General features: G+C 73.8%; 19 protein-coding genes and 1 tRNA gene. 7 read left to right on the top strand and 13 right to left on the bottom strand.

The features are described 5' to 3' along the window. Positions 1-130: 130 nt before the first annotated feature. Complete coding sequence (locus IE326_RS31210; protein WP_190043933.1) at positions 131-1,189, top strand: PAC2 family protein; 1,059 nt, start codon at positions 131-133, stop codon at positions 1,187-1,189. 114 nt (positions 1,190-1,303) lie between these two features. Here IE326_RS31210 and mshC read toward each other — a convergent pair whose 3' ends face one another. The 4 genes from mshC to IE326_RS31190 form a co-directional block, all read right to left on the bottom strand. Continuing rightward, a complete protein-coding gene (gene mshC / locus IE326_RS31205; protein ID WP_150227386.1) occupies positions 1,304-2,533 on the bottom strand; it encodes a cysteine--1-D-myo-inosityl 2-amino-2-deoxy-alpha-D-glucopyranoside ligase in 1,230 nt (409 codons plus the stop codon). Between the two features lie 178 nt (positions 2,534-2,711). After that, complete coding sequence (locus tag IE326_RS31200) at positions 2,712-3,518, bottom strand: SCO1664 family protein (protein ID WP_190043932.1); 807 nt, start codon at positions 3,516-3,518, stop codon at positions 2,712-2,714. Further along, positions 3,515-4,105, bottom strand: coding sequence for a DUF3090 domain-containing protein (locus IE326_RS31195; protein WP_150227388.1), 591 nt, complete (start codon positions 4,103-4,105; stop codon positions 3,515-3,517). Before IE326_RS31195 ends, IE326_RS31200 begins: the two co-directional genes overlap by 4 nt. A gap of 67 nt (positions 4,106-4,172) precedes the next feature. Next, the gene (locus IE326_RS31190) at positions 4,173-4,862 is read right to left on the bottom strand and encodes a histidine phosphatase family protein (protein ID WP_190043931.1); all 690 of its coding nucleotides are present in this window, start codon (positions 4,860-4,862) and stop codon (positions 4,173-4,175) included. 120 nt (positions 4,863-4,982) lie between these two features. Here IE326_RS31190 and corA point away from each other — a divergent pair, with 120 nt between their 5' ends. Next, positions 4,983-5,975: a magnesium/cobalt transporter CorA gene (gene corA / locus IE326_RS31185; protein WP_150232541.1), complete on the top strand. Its 993-nt coding sequence runs from the start codon at positions 4,983-4,985 to the stop codon at positions 5,973-5,975. A 28-nt stretch (positions 5,976-6,003) separates the two neighbouring features. On the opposite strand, the gene IE326_RS31180 is transcribed toward corA, so the two are convergent. After that, the gene (locus IE326_RS31180; protein WP_150227390.1) at positions 6,004-6,789 is read right to left on the bottom strand and encodes a ferritin-like domain-containing protein; all 786 of its coding nucleotides are present in this window, start codon (positions 6,787-6,789) and stop codon (positions 6,004-6,006) included. Positions 6,790-7,002: 213 nt separating this feature from the next. Next, a complete protein-coding gene (locus IE326_RS31175; RefSeq protein ID WP_190043930.1) occupies positions 7,003-8,052 on the bottom strand; it encodes an LLM class F420-dependent oxidoreductase in 1,050 nt (349 codons plus the stop codon). 152 nt (positions 8,053-8,204) lie between these two features. Between IE326_RS31175 and IE326_RS31170 the strand changes: the two genes are divergently transcribed. Together IE326_RS31170 and IE326_RS31165 are read left to right on the top strand one after the other, a co-directional pair. Next, positions 8,205-9,182, top strand: coding sequence for an aldo/keto reductase (locus IE326_RS31170; RefSeq protein WP_190043929.1), 978 nt, complete (start codon positions 8,205-8,207; stop codon positions 9,180-9,182). Continuing rightward, the gene (locus tag IE326_RS31165; protein ID WP_190043928.1) at positions 9,179-11,398 is read left to right on the top strand and encodes a helix-hairpin-helix domain-containing protein; all 2,220 of its coding nucleotides are present in this window, start codon (positions 9,179-9,181) and stop codon (positions 11,396-11,398) included. Before IE326_RS31170 ends, IE326_RS31165 begins: the two co-directional genes overlap by 4 nt. A 71-nt stretch (positions 11,399-11,469) precedes the next feature. Here IE326_RS31165 and IE326_RS31160 read toward each other — a convergent pair whose 3' ends face one another. Further along, entirely contained in the window at positions 11,470-12,111 is a 642-nt protein-coding gene (locus IE326_RS31160) for a hypothetical protein (RefSeq protein WP_150227393.1), read from the bottom strand. A 47-nt stretch (positions 12,112-12,158) separates the two neighbouring features. On the opposite strand from IE326_RS31160, the gene IE326_RS31155 reads away from it, so the two are divergent. After that, complete coding sequence (locus IE326_RS31155) at positions 12,159-12,347, top strand: DUF5703 family protein (RefSeq protein ID WP_030761193.1); 189 nt, start codon at positions 12,159-12,161, stop codon at positions 12,345-12,347. A 57-nt stretch (positions 12,348-12,404) separates the two neighbouring features. On the opposite strand, the gene IE326_RS31150 is transcribed toward IE326_RS31155, so the two are convergent. The 3 genes from IE326_RS31150 to IE326_RS31140 form a co-directional block, all read right to left on the bottom strand. Then, positions 12,405-13,295, bottom strand: coding sequence for a chaplin (locus IE326_RS31150; RefSeq protein ID WP_150227394.1), 891 nt, complete (start codon positions 13,293-13,295; stop codon positions 12,405-12,407). A gap of 154 nt (positions 13,296-13,449) precedes the next feature. Then, positions 13,450-13,683, bottom strand: coding sequence for a chaplin ChpH (chpH, locus tag IE326_RS31145; RefSeq protein WP_015032475.1), 234 nt, complete (start codon positions 13,681-13,683; stop codon positions 13,450-13,452). Between the two features lie 184 nt (positions 13,684-13,867). After that, positions 13,868-15,193, bottom strand: a complete 1,326-nt coding sequence (locus tag IE326_RS31140) for a M20/M25/M40 family metallo-hydrolase (protein WP_190043927.1) — start codon at positions 15,191-15,193, stop codon at positions 13,868-13,870. Between the two features lie 242 nt (positions 15,194-15,435). On the opposite strand from IE326_RS31140, the gene IE326_RS31135 reads away from it, so the two are divergent. Further along, positions 15,436-15,523 (top strand) — tRNA-Leu (locus IE326_RS31135). Between the two features lie 66 nt (positions 15,524-15,589). Next, on the top strand, positions 15,590-16,519 hold the full coding sequence (locus IE326_RS31130; protein ID WP_190043926.1) for a pseudouridine synthase: 930 nt from the start codon (positions 15,590-15,592) through the stop codon (positions 16,517-16,519). Here the strand turns inward: IE326_RS31130 and IE326_RS31125 are convergent. The 3 genes from IE326_RS31125 to IE326_RS31115 all read right to left on the bottom strand — a co-directional run bounded on the left by IE326_RS31125 (position 16,503) and on the right by IE326_RS31115 (position 19,812). Further along, positions 16,503-17,132, bottom strand: a complete 630-nt coding sequence (locus IE326_RS31125) for an MBL fold metallo-hydrolase (RefSeq protein ID WP_150227397.1) — start codon at positions 17,130-17,132, stop codon at positions 16,503-16,505. The two genes, IE326_RS31130 and IE326_RS31125, sit on opposite strands and share 17 nt — an antisense overlap. Next, entirely contained in the window at positions 17,132-18,217 is a 1,086-nt protein-coding gene (locus IE326_RS31120) for an S-(hydroxymethyl)mycothiol dehydrogenase (protein WP_150227398.1), read from the bottom strand. The genes IE326_RS31125 and IE326_RS31120 overlap by 1 nt, the downstream gene beginning before the upstream one ends. A gap of 137 nt (positions 18,218-18,354) precedes the next feature. Beyond that, positions 18,355-19,812, bottom strand: a complete 1,458-nt coding sequence (locus IE326_RS31115) for an amino acid permease (RefSeq protein WP_190043925.1) — start codon at positions 19,810-19,812, stop codon at positions 18,355-18,357. Positions 19,813-19,918 lie beyond the last annotated feature (106 nt).

Genomic DNA, 19,918 nt, shown 5'->3' with positions numbered 1-19,918 from the left:
GGGGGCCCGTTCATGGGTAGTCGATCCAGGCCGCAAGGGTTTTCGGGCATGGCCGGGACCCGGCGGACGGACGACCGGAAAGCCGTAAGGTTGGTCCGTACGACACGAACTTCGAAGAAGGAGGCGCTGGGTGATCGAGCTCGAGGGGGTTCCCGAGCTGATCGACCCGGTCATGGTGGCCGCGTTCGAGGGCTGGAACGACGCCGGCGACGCCGCCTCCACCGCGGTCGCCCATCTGGACCGGGAATGGAAGGGCGAGGTCTTCGCGGCGCTCGACGCCGAGGACTACTACGACTTCCAGGTCAACCGCCCGACGGTGTTCCTGGAGAACGGCGTCCGCAAGATCACCTGGCCGACGACCCGGCTCTCCGTGGTCCGGATCGGCGGCGAGAAGCCGCGCGACCTGGTCCTGGTGCGGGGCATCGAGCCGTCGATGCGCTGGCGGTCCTTCTGCAACGAGCTGCTGGGCTTCGCGCACGAACTGGGCGTGGAGATGGTGGTGATCCTGGGCGCGCTGCTCGGTGACACCCCGCACACCCGTCCGGTGCCGGTCAGCGGCGTCACCTCCGATCCGGACCTGGCGCGGACCATGGACCTGGAGGAGACCCGCTACGAGGGCCCGACGGGCATCGTCGGCATCCTCCAGGAGGCGTGCACGCACGCGGGCGTGCCCGCGGTGAGCCTGTGGGCGGCGGTGCCGCACTACGTGTCGCAGCCGCCGAACCCGAAGGCGACGCTGGCGCTGCTGAACCGCCTGGAGGACCTGATCGGGCTGCGGATCCCGCTGGGCGAGCTGCCCGAGGACGCGCGGGCCTGGCAGCTGGGCGTGGACCAGCTGGCGGCGGAGGACAGCGAGGTCGCCGAGTACGTGCAGACGCTGGAGGAGGCCCGGGACACCGCGGAGCTGCCGGAGGCGTCGGGCGAGGCCATCGCCCGCGAGTTCGAGCGCTATCTGCGGCGGCGCGACCCGGGCGCGGGCCCGGCGGGCGGCCCGGGGGTGGCGACGGAGAGCGGGGACACCTCGTACCTGCGGGATCCGGGCAGCGGCCGGGCCCGGCCGCCGAAGCCGGAGCCGGGACCGGAGCGTCCCGGGGCGGCCGGAGGGCCCGGACCCGAGGGGCCGGGGGAACCCGAGAGGTCCGGGGAACCCGAGAGGTCGAGCGAGCCCGAGGCGGGCGACGAGGACTGAGGCGCCCGGACGTCACGGCGCCCCGCCGCCATGGCGGCTCGACGTCCCGACGCCGCGGTGTCACGGAGAAGGGGGAGGCCCGGCGGCTGCCGGGCCTCCCCCTTCCCGGTGCTGCTAGAGGGCGACGCCGAGGAGGGCGTCGACCGTGCGGGAGACGAGGCCGGGGGCGGACTCGTCGGTGCCGCCGTCGGCCTCCTGGCCGGCGGCCCAGCGGTCGACCGCGGCGAGCGCGGCCGGGGTGTCGAGGTCGTCGGAGAGCGCCTCGCGGACCTCCTCGACGAGGGCGTCGGCGGACGGGCCGTCGGGCCGGGACACGGCGGCACGCCAGCGGTCGAGACGGGCGACGGCGTCGGCGAGGACCTGGTCGGTCCACTCCCAGTCGGCGCGGTAGTGGTGGGCGAGGAGGGCGAGCCGGATGGCGGCCGGGTCGACGCCCTCGCGGCGGAGCGCGGAGACGAAGACCAGGTTGCCCTTGGACTTGGACATCTTCTCGCCGTGCAGGGCGACCATGCCGGCGTGCACGTACGCCTTGGCCATGGGGAACTCGCCGGTGAGGGTCTGGGCGTGCGAGGCGCCCATCTCGTGGTGCGGGAAGATCAGGTCGGAGCCGCCGCCCTGCACGTCGAAGCCCATGCCGAGGTGGTCGAGGGCGATGGCGACGCACTCGATGTGCCAGCCGGGGCGGCCGGGGCCGAGGCTGCCGCCGTCCCAGCTGGGCTCGCCCTCGCGGGCGGCCATCCACAGCATCGGGTCGAGCGGGTTCTTCTTGCCCGGGCGGTCCGGGTCGCCGCCGCGCTCGGCGGAGAGGTGGCGCATCAGGTCGGTGTCGTAGTGCGACACCTCGCCGAAGTGCGGGTCGGCCTCGACCGAGAAGTAGACGTCGCCGTCGAGCTCGTAGGCGGCGCCGGAGTCTCGGAGCCGCTCGACCAGCGGGACGATGGAGGGTATCGACTCGACCGCGCCGACGTAGTGGCGCGGGGGGAGCATCCGCAGGGCGGTCATGTCCTCGCGGAAGAGCGAGGTCTCGCGCTCGGCGAGGACGGTCCAGTCCAGGTCGTCGCGGAGGGCGCGCTCCAGGAGCGGGTCGTCGACGTCCGTCACGTTCTGGACGTAGTGCACCTGCCGCTTGGTGTCGAGCCACACGCGCTGCACGAGGTCGAACGCGTTGTAGGTCGCCGCGTGACCCATGTGGGTCGCGTCGTAGGGCGTGATGCCGCAGACGTAGATGCGGGCGACGGGACCGGGGGCGAGGGTCACTCGGCCGCCGGTCGCGGTGTCGTGGATCCTGAGGTCGCGGCCCTTGCCGGGAAGGGCGGGGACCTCGGAAGCGGGCCAGGCATGCATGACCCGAGCGTAACCGGACACCCGTTTCAGATACGAACCGGATCCGGAATCTTGTCCGATCATGCGCTCTTGCGGGTGAGCGAGGGGTGTGCATACCCCCCAGGGGTGCGACGTCTCTCCCGCGTCCCTGGCTGAAAACGTACGGTCCCGGGGCCGGCGGACGGGAAACGGACGGCTCTCAGACCGGCGGCCAGGGGATCGCGGGCCACTGCCCGGAGGGCTCCGGGTGCCGCCCCGAGGCCAGCATCGCCCCGACCCGCCGCCGTACGGCGGACACCTCGGCGTCCGTGAGCAGTTCCGCCAGCCGGGTGGCGAGGGACGCTCCGGGGGCCAGCGCGCGGTCCAGGCCGGCGAGCACCCCGGCGGCCTCGGCGGGCAGCTCCTGGCCCGCCCAGCCCCACAGCAGGGTGCGCAGCTTGTCCTCGACGTGGAAGGAGACGCCGTGGTCGATGCCGTAGAGCCGGCCGCCGGGCGCGGGCAGCAGGTGGCCGCCCTTGCGGTCGCCGTTGTTCATCACCGCGTCGAGGACGGCGAGCCGGCGCAGGTCGGGCGTGTCGGCGTGGACGAGGAGCGCGGTGCGGCCCTCCCCCACCTCGGCGGGGCCGATCGCCTTCCAGCCCTCACCGGCCTCCTCGTCCTCGGTGAGGGCGAGCAGCCGGGCCTCCGGGTCGGGCTCGATCCACAGCTGGACCATGCCCTCGCCGTACGGGCCGTCGCGCAGCACCGTCGGCGGGACCAGGCCCCAGCCGGTGGCCTCGGAGAGCTCGTACGCGGCGACCTCCCGCTCGGCGAGGGTGCCGTCCGGGAAGTCCCACAGGGGTCGCTCCCCAGCGACCGGCTTGTAGACGCAGGCGGCCTCCCGGCCCTCGTGCGCGACCGTGCAGTACAGCACCGCGTTGGACGCCTCGCGGACCTGGCCGCGGACGGTCAGCTCACCGCGGGCGAGCAGCTCGGTGTCCGGCGGGGAGTCGGGGCTGCTGCTCATGCTCCGCGGCGGTATCCGTTCTGGCGGGGGCAGACGTGGCCCTCCGGGTCCAGCGGGAGGCTGCACAGCGGGCACGGCGGCCGGCCGGCGTTGACCACGTCCAGGGCCCGCTTGGCGAAGGCGCGGGCCTGGGCGCCGCTGAGCCGGACGCGGAGCATCGGCGGGCCGTTCTCCTCGTCCTGGAGCAGCCGCTCCTCGGCCTCGGCGAGGTCCTCCTCGGACTCCGCGTCGAGCTCGACGAGCGCCTGGGCCTCGACGATCATGCGCTGTTCCTCGCCGTCCCAGGCGAGCGCCATGGTGCCGACGCGGAACTCCTCCTCGACGGGGGTGTCGAGGGGCGCGGTGTCGGCGATCTCCACGGGGGCCACGGCCGGGACCGGGGCGTTGCCCCCGGTGCGGCGCAGCACCTCGTCGAGGAGTTCGTCCATGCGCTCGGCGAGGGCCGCCACCTGCGTCTTCTCCAGGGCGACGCTGGTGACCCGGCCGGCCGCGGACGCCTGGAGGAAGAAGGTCCGGCGGCCAGGCAGCCCGACCGTGCCGGCCACGAAACGCTCCGGCGGGTCGTAGAGGAACACCTGACGGGACACTCTCCCGGCTCCCTTGACTGTCGACTGTCGTACTGCAACGGCGAGTCCACCCTACTGCGCGGGCGGATCACGGTGCGCCCGCACCACCCCCGACCTCGGCCGCCCCACCGGCGCCGGAGGTCTCCCGGGGGGCCAGCGCGGCCAGGTCCCCGGTGTCGCCGAGGCGGACCAGGAAGGGCCGCAGCCGGGTGTAGCGGATCACGGTGAGCGAGCAGGGGTCGACGTGGATCCGCTGGAAGAGGTCCAGGTGGAGTCCGAGGGCGTCGGCGACGAGCGACTTGATGATGTCGCCGTGGGAGCAGAGCGCGTAGACGGCGTCCTCGCCGTGCTCGGCCTCGATCCGGGCGTTCCAGTCGCGGACCGCCTCGACGGCCCTGTTCTGCATGGCGCGCATGGACTCGCCGCCGGGGAAGGCGGCGGCGGAGGCGTGCGCCTGGACGACCTCCATCAGCGGTTCGTCGTTCAGCTCGCTGAGCTTGCGGCCCGACCAGTCGCCGTAGTCGCACTCGTTCACCCGCTCCTCCACGTGGAGCGGGAGGTCCGGGCGGGCGTCCAGGAGCGGCCGGAGGGTCTCGCGGCAGCGCTGGAGCGGGCTGGAGACGGCGGCGGCGAGCGGGACGCCGGCGAGCCGGGCGGGCAGGGCGGCGGCCTGCGCGGCGCCGCGCTCGTCGAGCGCCACGCCCGGCGTGCGGCCGGCGAGCAGCCCGGAGGTGTTGGCGGTGGAGCGTCCGTGCCGGACGAGGATCAGCGTGGCCATGGCCGCCAGCCTACGGCGCACGCGCGCGTGGGGGCGGCGGGGACGGAAGTCACGGTCCCACGCGCGCGTGGGACCCCGAGGAGGGGGACGGGTGTGCGGCGGGGGAACGTTCGGGGGAGAATACGGCGCGTGATCGTCGACTCAGCCCTCTACCGCGACGGACGCCGGACGGACTGCGGCAGCGACCTCTCCCGGGCGCTGGCCGAGGCACGGACCGGCGGGGACGCCTTCCTGTGGGTGGGACTGCACGAGCCGACGGAGGCCGAGTTCGACCACGTGGCCACGGAGTTCGCCCTGCACCCGCTGGCCGTCGAGGACGCCCTGAAGGCGCACCAGCGGCCCAAGCTGGAGGTCTACGACGACTCCCTCTTCGTGGTGCTCAAGCCGGTGCTCTACGAGCCGGAGAGCGACCGGGTCTCCTCCGGGGAGCTGATGCTGTTCCTCGGCGACTCCTTCGTGGTGACGGTCCGGCACGGCGAGGGGGCGCCCCTGGCGGCCGTGCGCAAGCGCCTGGAGACCCAGCCCGAGGTGCTGCGGCACGGGCCGACGGCGGTGCTCTACGCGGTGAGCGACGCGGTGGTGGACCACTACCTGGACGTGGCGAGCGAGCTCCAGGTGGACCTGGAGGAGCTGGAGGCCGACGTCTTCGCGCCGGGCGGGACGGGGACGGCGAACACGGCGGAGCGGATCTACACGGCGAAGCGGCAGGTGCTGGAGTTCCGGCGGGCGACGGGGCCGCTGGCGGCGCCGATGGCCCGGCTGACGGCGGGCGCGGTGCCGTTCGTGAACCAGGAGGCGCAGCCCTTCTTCCGGGACGTCAACGACCACCTGCTGCGCGCCAACGAGCTGGTGGAGGGGCTGGACCGGCTGCTGTCGGACGTGCTGTCGGCGCACCTGGCGCAGATGGGCGTGCGGCAGAACGACGACATGCGGAAGATCTCCGCCTGGGCGGCCATGGCGGCGGTGCCGACGATGGTGGCGGGGATCTACGGCATGAACTTCGACCACATGCCGGAGCTGCACTGGCTGTGGTCGTACCCGGTGGTGATCGCGCTGATGGCGGGGATCGTGCTGGGCCTGCACCGGCTGTTCAAGCGGCGCGGCTGGCTGTGACCCGGCCCTCCGGCCCCGGCGCCCCGGCTCAGAAGGCCGGGGCGGGGGCGGCGGGGCCGCCGAGGGCGTCGAGCCGTTCGGGCATCCGCAGGCCGACGGCCTTGTGCCAGCCGGCCGCCCGCTCGTACGCGTACACGCCGTGGATGCCGGCGGCGAGCACCGCGCCCTTGGCCTTCGGCCAGTCCAGGATGCGGCCCATGTGGCGCATGACGGCGAGGCTGACGTCCCGGTAGACCTGGATCTCGGCGAGCGCGGACTCGCGCAGGGTGCGCTGGATGAGGCGGCCGTGGCCCGCGCGGGCGAGGCGCAGCAGTTCCTCGTGGCAGTAGGCGAGGTGGTTGTCCTCGTCGTTGCAGATCATCCGGACGGCCTTGCCGAGTTCCGGGTGGTCGCCGAAGTACTTCACCAGGAGCTGCATCTGGGCGGCCGCGCGTTCCTCGGTGACCCGGCTGTGGGCGAGGTAGACGACGACGTCCTCCTCGGTGAGGGGTTCGTCGCGGCGCAGCTTGTCGTGGGCGAGGCCGATGCCGCGCCGTTCCAGGAGCATCGTGTAGTCGGTGTCCGGCGGGACGGGGACGGGTTCGAGGCCGCGCTTGCGCATGAGGGCGTGGAAGATCCGGCCGTGCTTGTCCTCGTCGGCGCCGTGCCGGGTGATCTTCGGGGTGAGGTCCCTCATGCCGGGGGCGACGAGGGCGGCGATCCGGGCGTTCTCCCAGCCCCCCTGCGACTCGCCGCTGGCGGCGATCGAGCAGAAGAGCCGGAAGGCCCCGTCGTCGTCGATGATCTCCTGGAACAGACTCTTGGCCGTGAGCATCGCTGCCACCTCCCTGCGGACGTCCGCGCCGCGCGCGTCCGGGAGACCGAGTCAAGTGCGGTCCGGGGCGGCGGGCAACAGGAGGGCTCCGCCACGGGGCCGAAAGAGTGATGCTCCCGGGCCGTAACCGGGGGTGCCCCGGGAGCGTTGAAGGGGGTGACGGCCGTGGCGGGGAAGACCCCCGAGCCCCCACCACGGCCGCAGGCTTCCGCCCTACGCCAGGCCGGCCCGCTCCAGGGCGTCCACGCCGGCCCGCAGGGCGGTGAGGCGCTCGTCGAGGGTGAAGCCGGCGGGGGCGAGGGTCAGGGTGGTGACGCCGGCCTCCGCGTAGGCGGTCATGCGGTCCGCGATCCGGTCGACGGGGCCGAGCAGCGCGGTCTGGTCGATGAGGGTGCGGGGCACGGCGGCCGCGGCGCCCGCCTTGTCGCCGGCCAGGTACTTGTCCTGGATCTCGGCGGCCTCCTTCTCGTAGCCCATGCGCCGGGCGAGCTGGTTGTAGAAGTTCTGCTTGCGGCTGCCCATGCCGCCCACGTAGAGGGCGGTGTAGGGGCGGAAGACGTCGGCGAGGGCGTCCACGTCCTCGCCGAGGGCGAGCGGCAGCGTCGGGCAGACGTCGAAGCCGTCCATGGTCAGGCCGGCCTTCTCGCGGCCCGCCCGCAGGGGGCGCAGGGCGGTCTCCTCCAGGTGCTCGGCGGAGGGGAAGATCAGCAGGGCGCCGTCCGCGATCTCGCCGGTCTGCTCCAGGTTCTTCGGGCCGATCGCGGCGATGTAGAGCGGGATGTGCTCGCGCTGCGGGTGGACGGTCAGCTTGATCGGCTTGCCGGGGCCGCCGGGCAGCGGCAGCGTCCAGTGCTCGCCGTCGTGGGTCAGGCGCTCGCGGGACATCGCCTTGCGGACGATCTCCACGTACTCGCGGGTGCGGGCGAGCGGCTTGTCGAACTTCACGCCGTACCAGCCCTCGGAGACCTGCGGTCCGGAGACGCCGAGGCCGAGGCGGAAACGGCCGCCGGAGAGCGAGTCCAGGGTGGCGGCGGTCATCGCCGTCATCGCGGGCTGGCGGGCCGGGATCTGCATGATCGCCGAGCCGACGTCGATGCGTTCGGTCTTCGCGGCGACCCAGGACAGCACCGTGGGCGCGTCCGAGCCGTACGCCTCCGCCGCCCAGCAGACGTCGTAGCCGAGGCGGTCGGCCTCCTGGGCGACGGCCAGATTGTCGCCGTCCATGCCGGCGCCCCAGTAGCCGAGGTTGATGCCGAGCCGCATTTCACGCACCCCTTACCCATCGGTAACGTATCTGGTCCCGGACTCTAGCGCGCCCTCCCCCGATCCGTCAGGAGCCGGCCGCCGCGCCGTCGTCCACAGCTTCCGTCCACAGGACCTCCGCCCGCGCGGCCCCGGCCAGTAAGGTCCCGCCCATGAAGCAGAGGCATCTCGGACGTACCGGCCTGCGCGTCTCGCGCATCGGGCTCGGCACGCTCACCTGGGGGCGGGACACCGACGAGCACGACGCGGGCGAGCAGCTGAGGGCGTTCTGGGACGCGGGCGGCACCCTCGTGGACACCGCCGACGTGTACGGCGGGGGCGAGGCGGAGCATCTGCTCGGGAGACTGATGGAGCGGCTCGTGCCGCGGCGGGACCTGGTGCTGTCCACCAAGGCCGGCAGCGTCCCGGACCCGGACCGGCGCACCGACGGCTCGCGCGGCCACCTCCTCGCCGCGCTCGACGCCTCCCTGGCCCGGCTCGGCACGGACCACGTGGACCTGTGGCAGCTGCACGCCTACGACCCGTACACCCCGCTGGAGGAGTCGCTCCAGGCGCTCGACATCGCGGTGCGCAGCGGCCGGGCGCGGTACGCGGGCGTGGCGAACTTCTGCGGCTGGCAGCTCGCCAAGGCGGGCACCTGGCAGCTGGCCGGCGACCGGACCCGGCTGGCCGGTGCCCAGCTGGAGTACTCCCTGCTCCAGCGGGGCGTGGAGCGGGAGGTCCTGCCCGCCGCGATCGACCTCGGCATAGGCCTGCTGCCCTCCTCCCCGCTGGGCCGAGGGGTGCTCACCGGCAAGTACCGCGGCGGCACCCCGGCCGACTCCCGGGGCGCGTCGGAGGCGCTGGCGCCGTTCGTGGAGCCGTACCTCGACGAGGCGGCGAGCCGGATCGTGGAGGCGGTCAGCACGGCCGCCGACGGGCTCGCCACGAGCCCGCTGCACGTGGCGCTCGCCTGGGTCCGCGACCGGCCCGGCGTCACCGCCCCGATCATCGGCGCGCGCACGGCGCGCCAGCTCACGGCGGCTCTGTCGGTGGAGGGCCTTAGTCTTCCTGACGAGATCTGCCGGGCTTTGGACGATGTGTCCGCGCCCGTGCACCGTTATCCGGATCACGACTGGAGCACCTTGTGACCGAGCCTTCCGGGGAGACCGCACCCGAGGCACCCGAGGACGTGGCCCACGAGGACGGGGCGCCGTCCGCCGGGCCGGAGGAGGAGACCACCGGGCCGGAGGAGACCACCGGGCCGGAGGGAAACGCCTCAGGGCCGGAGGAGGAGACCGCCGGCGGGGAGGACGGGAAGGCCGCCGGAGAGGCGGCGCCCGAGCTGAGCGAGGCACAGGCGGAGCTGGCGGCCCAGCGGGAGCTGCGGGCCAGGATCGAGGCCCGGAAGGCCGAGAAGTCCGGCCCCGTCGCGGGCGGGACCAAGCTGAGCGGCACCGCCGCCGACCTGCTCGCCGCCGTACGGGCCGTGGAGGGCGGGTCCGCGTCCGGCAGCGCCTTCTTCGAGGCCGCGCCCGAGCCGCCCGCCGCCCCGGGCCCCCGGGAGGCCGTGCGTCCGCCCGCCCCGGCCGTCCCCGTCCCCGTTCCCGCCGTCGCCCCCGCCCCCGCCCCCGTCGTCGCGCCCGCGCCCACTGCCGGTGCGCTGGCCGGGGTCCGCGAGGTGCTGGCGCGCGGCGGGGCGCCCGAGGCACTGGCCTCCCGGACCGCCGCCGCCCTGGGCGAGCGGGCCGCCGAGGCGCTGACCGAGGACCCGTGGCGGCTGCTGGCCGTCTCCGGGGTCCGGCCGGAGCAGGCCGACGGCTTCGCACGGGCCCTGCTCGGCGGGGCCTGCGGACCGGACGACCCGCGCCGGACGGTGGCCCTGACCGTGTGGCTGCTGGACCGGGCCGCCCTCCAGGGCCACACCGCGCTCACCGTCGACGAGGTGCGGGCCGGGCTCGCCGGGCACGGGGTCCCCGACCCGGAGCAGGCCGTCGAGACCGCGGTCTCCGAGGGCGCCGTCCTGCTCTTCCAGGAGGAGGAGGTCCCGGAGGGGGAGGCCCCGGAGGACCCGGAGGAGGACCCTGACGGCTCCGGCGAGGAGACCGGGGCCGGGGACGACGGCCCCTCGGAGCCCCCGCTGCTCGGCCTCGACCGGTACGCGCTGGCCGAGGAGAGCCTCGCGGAGGGCCTGGCCCGGCTGGTGCGCACCGTCACCCCCGAGGAGTGGGACGGCGGCGAGCTGGAGCGGGCCGTCGGCGGCCACGGCCTGGTGCTGCACACCGGCGGCGAGGCCGCCCGTGCCGAGCCGTCCGCCCTCGCCGCCGCCGCGCGGGAGCGCGGGCTGCGGACCCTGGTCACCGTGCACGCCCCGGAGCGGCTGGACGCCGCGGAGCGGGCGGCGGGGACGGCGGTGCCGCTCGCCGCGCTGCTCTCGGGGACGGCCGGTCCCGGCCGGGACGAGGAGGGCGCCCTCGCGCTGGACCTGCTGGTGGTGCTGGACGCCCCGCAGCTGGACGTCGAGACGGGCGCGCTGCTCGTGGAGGCCCTTCCGGACGGCTGCCGGCTCGTCCTCAGCGGCGATCCGGACGTCCTCGGGGCGGCCGGTCCCGGCGCGGTGTTCGCCGACGCCCTCGCGGCCCGCGTCTGCCCCCGGGTGGCGTCCCGCCGTCCCGACCCGGGCCCGCTGGGCGAGCTGGTGTCGGGCATCGGCATCGGCGAGCTGAACCAGGTGGAGGCCCCCGGCAAGGAGGTCGTGATCGTCCCCGTGCGGGACGCCGGCGAGGCCGTGCACCGCACGGTGCAGCTGGTCGCGGACTCGGTGCCGCGCGCCTTCGGCCTGTCCCCCGAGGACACCCGGGTGATCACCGTCGGCCACGGCGGCTCGGCGGGCACGCGCGCGCTGAACGCGGCCCTGAAGCAGCGGCTGAACCCGGGCCCCGGCCGCTTCGGCGGCTACGACCCCGGCGACCGGGTGGCGTACGCGCCGGTCCCCGGCCGCACGGTGGCGGGCACCGTCCTCGGCGCCGACGCCGAGGGCCTGCGGCTGCGCACCGCGGACGGCGAGGTCGTCGTGGCGAAGGAGCGGGTGGAGTCGGCGCTGCGGCACGGATGGGCGCTGACCGCGCACCAGGCGGCCGGCGACCGGTGGCCCGCGGTGGTCGCGGTGCTGCCGGGCGACGCCGCCGGCGGTCTGAGCCGGCCGTGGGTGTACACGGCCTTCGGCCGGGCGGAGCGCCACCTGTCGGTCGTGCACGGCGTGGACCAGGCACTGCCGCGCGCGGTGGCCGAGGTCCTCGCCCCGGCGCGGACGACCCGGCTGCGGCCGCTCCTCACCGGGCTGCTGGCCGTGCCCGACGAGGAGTAGCGGGGAGCGGCACGGATACGGCGGAGGGCCGGGACGTCACGCGTGGACGTCCCGGCCCTCCGCCGTGCGGCCTAGCGTCCGGCGGTCCCGCCGGATCCCCCGCCCTCGTCCTCGTCGTCCTCGTCGTCGAAGACGGAGCTGATGTCGAAGCGGCAGACGATCCGCTCCGGCTCGGCCTGCTCGAAGGGGGCGGCGAGCCACTCCCCCGGTTCCGGGAGTTCCTCGGCGGCGGTGACCCAGAGCGTGGAGTCGCCCTCCTCCAGGCCGAACTCCTTGTGCCGGGAGGCGATCTCGTCGGGCTCGTACTCCCCGAAGAGGACGCCGAGCGCGGCGGCGGTGCGGCGCGGTCCCTCCTCGTCGTGGTCGAGGTCGGAGACGCGCCGGGCCTGCTCCACCAGCCGGCGCCGGTCCGCCACGGCGTAGTCGCGGCGGATCAGCACGCTGAGGGCGTGCGGCTCGTCGGGGCCGGAGTAGGGGGGCAGTCCGTCGTCGGCGCCGGGGATCTCGAAGGGGGTCACCTCGTCGTAGCGGTCGTAGAGGAGTTCGTCGTAGGTCTCGGCGGCCGCGGCGAGCGCGTTGAACGCCTCGTACACCGCCGTGTCGTCGTCCCCCGTGCGGCGTTCGACCGCCGCGAGGTGACGGTCCAGTGCGGTCTTGACCGCCTCTGCGGCGGCACGTACCTCGGCAGCGGTGGACTGCGCAGCATCAGACATGGGACAGACGCTATCCGTACCGGGGCGGTGCCCGCACAATAGATGCGATGCCGGAATACGAATTTGTCGACGTGTACGTGCCGCGCGGCGTCTCCCGCAAGGAGACCGCGCGGCTTCTGACCGACCATGCCGAGTACGGCCACTGGGAGTTGGACCGCCTCACCCTGCGTCTGGACGGGAGCCGCAGAGTGCGGCTGAAGCGGCGGATCATCCGTCAGGTCCGCGCGACCTGGTGAGGGACGCGGAAGGGGCCCCGCGGCGTGCGGGGCCCCTTCGCGTCTCGGCCGGGCGGTTCAGACGCCGCGGCGGGTGCGGCGGTAGACCAGCGAGCCCGCCAGCAGCATGCCCGCGGCGGCCGGGACGACCACGGCGAGCGGCGTGGACGCGCCGGTCTCGGCGAGCTCGTCCGGGGAGGCCGGCGGCGGCGTGATCCCCGGGCCGGGGTGGTGCGTGCCACCCTCCGAGCCGGGCGGCACACCGGGCGTACCGGGGGTTCCGGGCGTCCCCGGCGTACCGGGAGTCCCCGGGGTGCCAGGAGTACCGGGCGTGCCCGGGGTGCCGGGGGTGCCAGGAGTACCGGGCGTGCCCGGGGTGCCGGGGGTCCCGGGGGTTCCCGGCGTACCGGGGGTGCCGGGAGTTCCCGGCGTACCAGGGGTCCCCGGCGTGCCGGGGGTGCCCGGAGTGCCGGGGGGCGTCTCCTCGCCGTAGCCGCCCGGTTCCTCGCCGTAGCCGCCGGGCTCCTCCTCGCCGTAGCCGGAGTCGGGGGTCTGACCGTTCGCGCAGTCGTTGCCCGTGGCGGCGTTGCCCAGGCCGATGCCCGTGACGCTGTTGCCGCACACGTTCACGGGGACGTCGACCGGGACCACGACGGTGTTGCCGGAGGCCACGCCCGGGGAGCCGGTCGCCCGCGCGTCGCCGGACGCGCCGGGGCGGGCCTGCGCGGGGACGTTGGCACAGGAGTTGCCCATCGCCGGGTTGAGGACCCCGACGGCGTTGACGGTGTTGCCGCACGCGTTGACCGGGGCGTGGACCGGGACCTGCACGGTGTTCCCGGAGCCGACTCCGGGAGAGTTCGCGGCCGTACCGCTCGCGCCGGAATCCGCCTGCGCGATGCCGCCGCCGAGTGCGAAGACGCCTCCGGCCGCCGCGACGGTGATGATGCTCTTGCGCGTGACCTGTCGCATAGCTCTTGCTTACCTGCCTTCTCGGCATTCGCCTGATCGGCTTGGGATGAGGCCCCGGGCCCGTGCCCGGGGCTGAATCGCCACCGGCCCCGGAGTGCATGGCACGCACTCCGGGGCCGGACCGGCTCACCCCCTCAGGGGGCGGGGCTCAACGTCAGGCGTTGACGCAGGTGTTGCCGAAGGCGGGGTTCAGCAGACCGATCACGGAGACCGTGTTGCCGCAGACGTTGACCGGCACGTGGACCGGGACCTGCACGACGTTGCCCGAGAGGACACCGGGGGAGCCGATGGCCGCACCCTGGGCACCGGCGTCGGCGACGGCCATGCCCGCGCCCGCGAGAACCAGACCGCCCGTGGCAGCCGCAGCAGCGACGACCTTCTTGATCATTATTCCTCCTAGTTGACAATGCGGCCCCAGCCGCGGACCGCATCACCTGTAACGAGGGGGAAAGGAGGGGGCTACGAGCCCCGGGGTGCATTCACTCTTTTCGGTCACACCCAAACGCGCTGCCGAATCCGCCGCGCACCGGCGGACCCGGCCGTGGCCGCCGGGAGGGGCGGCCGGAGGCCGGTCAGCAGGCGTCGAGGAAGCGGTCCAGGACGCGCACGCCGAACTTGAGGCCGTCGACGGGGACGCGCTCGTCGACGCCGTGGAACATGCCGGCGAAGTCCAGCTCGGGCGGCAGCTGGAGCGGGGCGAAGCCGAAGCAGCGGATGCCGAGGTCGTCGAAGGACTTGGCGTCGGTGCCGCCGGAGAGCATGTACGGGACGGCGCGGGCGATCGGGTCCTCGGCGCGCAGGGCGACCTGCATGGCGTCGACGAGGGCGCCGTCGAAGCTGGTCTCCAGGGCCTTGTCCCCGTGGACGTCCTCGCGCTTCACCTTGGGGCCGAGGATCCGGTCGAGGTCGGCCAGGAACTCCTGCTCGTAGCCGGGCAGGAAGCGGCCGTCGACGTGGGCGGTGGCCTGGCCGGGGATGACGTTCACCTTGTAGCCGGCGCCGAGCATGGTGGGGGCGGCGGAGTTGCGCAGGGTGGCGCCGACCATCTTGGCGATGCCGCCCAGCTTGGCGAGGGTGGCGTCCATGTCCTCGGGGTCGAGCGGGGTGCCCAGCGCGTCGGACAGCTCGTCGAGGAAGCTGCGGACGGTCTTGGTGACGCGGACCGGCCACTGGTGGCGGCCGAGCCGGCCGACGGCCTCGCACAGCTCGGTGATGGCGTTGTCGTCGTTGGTCATGGAGCCGTGGCCGGCGGTGCCCTCGACCGTGAGCCGCATCCAGTGCATGCCCTTCTGGGCGGTCTCGACCAGGTAGAGGCGCAGGTTCTCGTTGACGGTGAAGGAGAAGCCGCCGACCTCGCCGATGGCCTCGGTGACGCCGTCGAAGACGTCCCGGTGCTTGTCGACCAGGTGGCGGGCGCCGTAGGTGCCGCCGGCCTCCTCGTCGGCGAGGAAGGCGAGGACGACGTCCCGCGGGGGCTTGCGGCCGCTGCGCAGCCGGTCGCGGACGACCGCGAGGGTCATCGCGTCCATGTCCTTCATGTCGACGGCGCCGCGGCCCCAGACGCAGCCGTCCGCGACCTCGCCGGAGAAGGGGTGGTGGGTCCAGTCGGCGGCGTCGGCGGGGACGACGTCGGTGTGCCCGTGGATGAGCAGGGCCGGGCGGGAGGGGTCCTCGCCCTCGATGCGGGCCACGGTGGAGGCCCGGCCCTTGTGCGACTCGATGATCTTCGGTTCGAGGCCGACCTCGGCGAGCTTCTCGGCGACGTACTCGGCCGCGGCGCGCTCCCCCGGACCGGAGTGGTCGCCGTAGTTGCTGGTGTCGATGCGGATGAGGTCCCGGCAGAGGTCGACGACCTCGTCCTCGCCCGAGACGGTCCGGCCGGTGTTCGACTCGCTCACGCTGCTTCCTCCCACGACGTGCCCCACGTGCTTCCTTGTGCTCGCCCCATCCTCCCGCGCTCCCGCCCCGTCGGCGCAAGGGCGTCCACCGGCCGACACGCCTCCGACACATACCGAGACCGGTGGGACGGGCGGGAAGGAGGGGAAGGGAGGGGCGGGTGAGGGGGTGGTGATCGACCACCCCGAATGTTTGCTATGGTTTTCCTCGTCGGAACGGCCCAGGGCCGCGAGACACACACCCTGTCCGGGTGGCGGAATGGCAGACGCGCTAGCTTGAGGTGCTAGTGCCCTTTATCGGGCGTGGGGGTTCAAGTCCCCCCTCGGACACCAGTAGAAGTCCCGGTCGAGTTCTCTCGGCCGGGACTTTCGCGTATGCGGACGAGGTGAGGCGGAGCCGTGCGAAGGAAGAGGGTGCCGGCCGCGCCGCTGCCGCAGCGGGACGGGATCGACGCGGTGCGGCTCCGGCTGCCGGAGGACCCCGAGGGGGCCTGGCCGACGGTGGGGGCGTACCTGCTCGGGCGCTACGGGGCCGCGGTCGGCGCGGAGCGGATCGGGGCGATGCTGGACGCGGGGCGGTTCGTGGGGGCCGACGGGCGGGCGGCGGCGGCCTCGGAGCCGTACGAGACGGGGCGGTGGCTGTGGTTCCACCGGGACCTCGCGCCCGAGGAGCGGGTGCCGTTCGAGATCGGCGTGGTGTACCGGGACGAGCGGATCCTGGTGGCGGACAAGCCGCACTTCCTGGCGACGACCCCGCGCGGGCGGCACGTGACCGAGACGGCGGTGGCGCGGCTGCGGGCGGGGCTGGGGCTGCCGGCGCTCCAGCCGGCGCACCGGCTGGACCGGCTGACGGCGGGCCTGGTGCTGTTCGTGGTGCGGCCGGAGGACCGGGGGGCGTACCAGCTGCTGTTCAAGGAGCGGCGGGTGCGCAAGGAGTACGAGGCGGTGGCACCGTACGACCCCGGGGTGGGGCTGCCGGTGACGGTGCGCAGCCGGATCGAGAAGGAGCGGGGGGTGCTGGCCGCCCGGGAGGTGCCGGGCGAGCCGAACGCGGTGAGCCGGATCGAGCTGGTGGAGCGGATCGGGGACGCCTTCGGACGGTACCGGCTGCTGCCGGAGACCGGGAGGACGCACCAGCTGCGGGTGCACATGAACGCGCTGGGGCTGCCGATCCTGGACGATCCGCTGTATCCGGTGGTGCGTGAGGACGGGCCGGAGGACCACCGGCGGCCGCTGCGGCTGCTCGCGGCGGCGCTGGAGTTCGCCGACCCGTTCACGGGCGAGGAGAGGCGGTTCACGAGCCGCCTCTCGCTCAGTGGCCCCGGGTGATCCACTCCTCCAGGTGCGGGGCTTCCGCGCCGATGGTGGTGGAGTCGCCGTGGCCGGTGCGGACGACCGTCGCGGGCGGGAGGGTGAGGAGCTTCTCCCGGATCGAGTCGACGATCGTGGGGAAGTCCGAGAAGGACCGGCCGGTGGCGCCGGGCCCGCCCTGGAAGAGGGTGTCGCCGGTGAAGACGGTGCCCAGGTCGGGGGCGTACAGGCAGACCGCTCCGGGGGCGTGACCGGGGGTGTGGAGGACCCTCAGGTCGGTGCCGGCGATGGTGAGGACCTGTCCGTCGGCGAGTTCGCCGTCGGGGGTGTGGTCGGGGTGGGTGAGCTTCCACAGCGGCTGGTCGGCCGGGTGGAGCAGGACGCGGGCGCCGGTGGCGGCGGCGAGCGCGGGGGCGGCGCCGACGTGGTCGTCGTGGGCGTGGGTGCAGACGATGGCACGCAGGGCGCGGCCGTCGAGGGCTTCGAGGATGGCGGCGGGGTCGTGGGCGGCGTCGATGACGATCGCCTCCTCGTCGTCGCCGACGATCCAGACGTTGTTGTCGACGTCCCAGGTGCCGCCGTCGAGGCTGAAGGTGCCGGAGGTGACCAGGTGGTCGATGCGGGCGGCCATCACAGCACCACCACCGAGCGCAGCACGTCGCCCTCGTGCATGCGGGCGAAGGCCTTCTCGATCTCGTCGAGGGCGATGGTCTCGGTGACGAAGGCGCCGAGGTCGATGCGGCCCTGCCGGTGGAGGTCGATGAGCATCGGGAAGTCGCGGGAGGGCAGACAGTCGCCGTACCAGGAGGACTTCAGGGCGCCGCCGCGGCCGAAGACGTCGAGGAGGGGCAGTTCGAGCTTCATCTCGGGGGTGGGGACGCCGACGAGGACGACGGTGCCGGCGAGGTCGCGGGCGTAGAACGCCTGCCGGTACGTCTCCGGGCGGCCGACGGCCTCGATGACGACGTCGGCGCCGAAGCCGCCGGTGAGGGCGCGGATCGCCTCGACGGGGTCGCCGGCGCGGGAGTCGACGGTGTCGGTGGCGCCCATCTCCTTCGCCTTGGCCAGTTTCCGCTCGTCGATGTCGACGGCGATGATCTTCGCGGCGCCGGCGAGGCGGGCTCCGACGATCGCGGCGTCGCCGACGCCTCCGCAGCCGATGACGGCGACGGTGTCGCCGCGGGAGACGTTCCCGGTGTTGATGGCGGCGCCGATGCCGGCCATCACGCCGCAGCCGAGGAGGCCGGCGATCTCGGGGGCGACGGCGGGGTCGACCTTGGTGCACTGGCCCGCGGCGACGAGGGTCTTCTCGGCGAAGGCGCCGATGCCGAGGGCCGGGGAGAGCTCCGTGCCGTCGAGCAGGGTCATCCGCTGCTTCGCGTTGTGGGTGTCGAAGCAGTACCAGGGGCGGCCGCGGCGGCAGGCCCGGCACTGGCCGCAGACGGCCCGCCAGTTGAGGATCACGTAGTCGCCGGGGGCGACGTCGGTGACGCCCTCGCCGACGGACTCCACGGTGCCGGCGGCCTCGTGGCCGAGGAGGAACGGGAAGTCGTCGTTGATCCCGCCCTGCTTGTAGTGCAGGTCGGTGTGGCAGACGCCGCACGCCTGGATCCTGACGACGGCCTCACCGGGGCCGGGATCGGGGATCACGATGGTCTCGACGCGTACCGGTTCGTTCCTGCCGGGGGCGATGACCCCCTGGACGTGCTGCGGCATCGCGAACTTCCCTTCCTCCGACTGGATCTTGTAAGCCTCCTGCGTACCACTATCTCCCGATAAAAGGCGAGACCCCCGCAGGCCGTGCCTGCGGGGGTCTCGGCTCCCGTGGGGGGAGTGCGGGGGGAGCGGGTCGCTCAGTCGCGGTCTCCGGCGGTCTCGCGGACCCGGCGGCGGACCAGGAACCAGCCGCCGACGAGGGCCGCGGCGATCAGCGGCAGACAGTTCACGGTGGTGCGGCCGATGCCGCCGTCCATCCACATGAGGACCAGGACGGAGGCCAGGAACAGCAGGGTCACGATCTGGGTGTAGGGGGCCCAGGGCAGCCGGTAGGCGGGGCGGACCAGCGCGCCCCGACCGGCCCGGCGGACGAAGAGCAGCGAGCAGACCATGATCATGGCCCAGGTGCCGATGATGCCGATGGAGGCGAAGTTCAGCACCAGCTCGAACGCCTCGCCCGGCATGAGGTAGTTGAGGAAGACACCGGCGACGCCGAAGCCCGCGGTGAGCAGGATGCCGCCGTAGGGCACGCCGCCCCTGTTCATGACGCCGGTGAACTTCGGCGCGGAGCCGGCCAGCGACATGGAGCGCAGGATGCGGCCGGTGGAGTACAGGCCGGAGTTGAGGCTGGAGAGGGCGGCGGTGAGGACGACCAGGTTCATCACGCCGGCGGCGCCGGGGACGCCGAGCCTGTCGAAGACGGTGACGAAGGGGCTCTGGTCGCCGGTGTAGGCGGTGTACGGGAGGATCAGCGCGAGCAGGACCACCGAGCCGACGTAGAAGAGGCCGACGCGCCACATGATCGAGTTGATCGCCTTCGGCATGATCTTCTCGGGGTTCTCGGTCTCGCCGGCGGCGACGCCGCACAGCTCGACGGAGGCGTAGGCGAAGACGACGCCCTGGATGAGCAGGAGCATCGGCATCGTGCCGTTGGGGAAGATGCCGCCGTGGTCGGTGATGTTGGCCAGGCCCGGGGTGGAGCCGCCGACGTCGTGGGAGGTCACGACGAGGAAGATGCCGACGAGCATGAAGGCGACGAGGGCGGCGACCTTGACGATCGCGAACCAGAACTCCATCTCGCCGAAGTACTTCACCGAGATGAGGTTGGCGGCGAGGACGACCGCGAGGGCGATCAGGGCGAGGATCCACTGGGGGACGTCGCTGAACATCGACCAGAAGTGGGCGTAGGTGGCCGCGGCGGTGATGTCGGCGACGGCGGTGGTCGACCAGTTGAGGAAGTAGAGCCAGCCGGCCGTGTAGGCGCCCTTCTCGCCCATGAACTCGCGGGCGTAGGAGACGAAGGCGCCGGAGGACGGCCGGTAGAGGACGAGCTCGCCCAGGGCCCGGACCACGAGGAAGGCGAAGACGCCGCAGACCGCGTACGCGATGAAGAGCGACGGGCCGGCGCTGGCCATCCGGCCTCCCGCGCCGAGGAACAGCCCGGTGCCGATCGCGCCGCCGATCGCGATCATGTTGATGTGCCGGGACTTGAGGTCCTTGCGGTATCCGGCGTCGCCGGCGTCGGTGTGGGGGGAGGCGGCCGGGTCCGCCGGGGAGGCGGACAGCGGCTCGGCCGCGAGGACGCGGTCACTCATGGAGGTGTTCGCCTTCGTGAGGGAGTGGGGGCCCGGCCGCGCCCTCGGGTTCCCTTCGTGGGGGTCGCCCGACGCGGCCAGCCGACATCCTCACGGCAGGGGGCAC

The organism is Streptomyces filamentosus (assembly GCF_014654895.1).
In the GTDB taxonomy this organism is placed as follows: Bacteria; Actinomycetota; Actinomycetes; order Streptomycetales; family Streptomycetaceae; genus Streptomyces; species Streptomyces filamentosus.
The sequence above is the reverse complement of the archived record's forward strand: the minus strand, read 5'-3'. Positions and strand labels throughout refer to the sequence as shown.